The sequence below is a fragment of the Mesorhizobium sp. M7A.F.Ca.CA.002.05.1.1 genome (genome assembly GCF_003998335.1).
Classification (GTDB): domain Bacteria; phylum Pseudomonadota; class Alphaproteobacteria; order Rhizobiales; family Rhizobiaceae; genus Mesorhizobium.
Genome location: NZ_RZQI01001404.1, coordinates 1 through 935, shown reverse-complemented (window position 1 = coordinate 935; position 935 = coordinate 1). Strand labels below are relative to the sequence as shown.

General features: G+C 60.0%; 1 protein-coding gene and 1 pseudogene. Both read right to left on the bottom strand.

What is annotated here, in order from left to right:
- Nucleotides 1–188 (bottom strand): annotated as a pseudogene (locus EN939_RS35915) (SET domain-containing protein); the annotation flags it as partial.
- Nucleotides 189–344: 156 nt separating this feature from the next.
- On the bottom strand, nucleotides 345–935 hold a 591-nt coding region (locus EN939_RS35910; RefSeq protein ID WP_164751595.1), incomplete at its 5' end, for a LysE family translocator.

Here is a 935-nt window from a genome sequence, read left to right as displayed (position 1 = left end):
GGATAGGAGTAGCGATCGAGATAGCTCTTCACCGGGCCGGCCGCACGTTCATAAGTCTCGACCTCGATGAGCCGATCGAACCTTGGGTCCAGCTTCCAGATCAGAGTGCCGCGAGGAATGTGGTTCTTGGCAAAGACGCCGATTCCCTGGATAGGCGATTTGTCGAGATAGACGTCGACGAGCAGCATAATGGACCTTTACGCGATTGGAGGCTGTCGGGCCGGGAAAAACCGCGCACTGGGTAGCGCGCGGTCATCGCAATTGCGAGTGAAAATGAGCAACGGGAACTTAAAAAGCCCTGATCACGCAGCCTCTTCGGAAGGCGCGTCGATCATCGTCTGGAGTCAGCGTTGCTGCAGCGCCAGACGGACGCCCAAAGCGCAGTAGATGCCGCCGACAACTTTGCCCTGCCATCGTAACACCGACGGATTTCGGCGCAGGAACGTGCCGAGCCGGCCAGCGCTCACGGCAAAGACGACCGTGCTGAAAAGGCCCAGTACGACGAAGATGGCCCCCAACACGGTCATCTGAAGCATCACCGTCCCGTTTTCAGGCCGCACGAACTGAGGCAGGAAGGCAAGGAAGAACAGAGCGGTCTTGGGGTTGAGCACTTCGGTCAGGACAGCCTGTCGAAACGCCTTCCCGGCAGAGATCGCAAGCGCGCCGGCAGCCGGGCCGCCTGGTGTTTTCTCCATGATCGCGCGAATGCCGAGATAAACCAGGTAGGCCGCGCCGATGTACTTTATGACGCTGAACAGCGTCGCCGATGCGGCGATGATCGCCGATATGCCGATCATGGCCATGACGGTGTGAAAGATGTCGCCGACAGCGATCCCAGCGCCGGTCGCGATGCCAACCTTGGTTCCGGAACTCGTTGCCCGCGCTATGGTAAGGAGCGTGGCCGGACCCGGGATGAAGACGAAGCCGAGCACAAC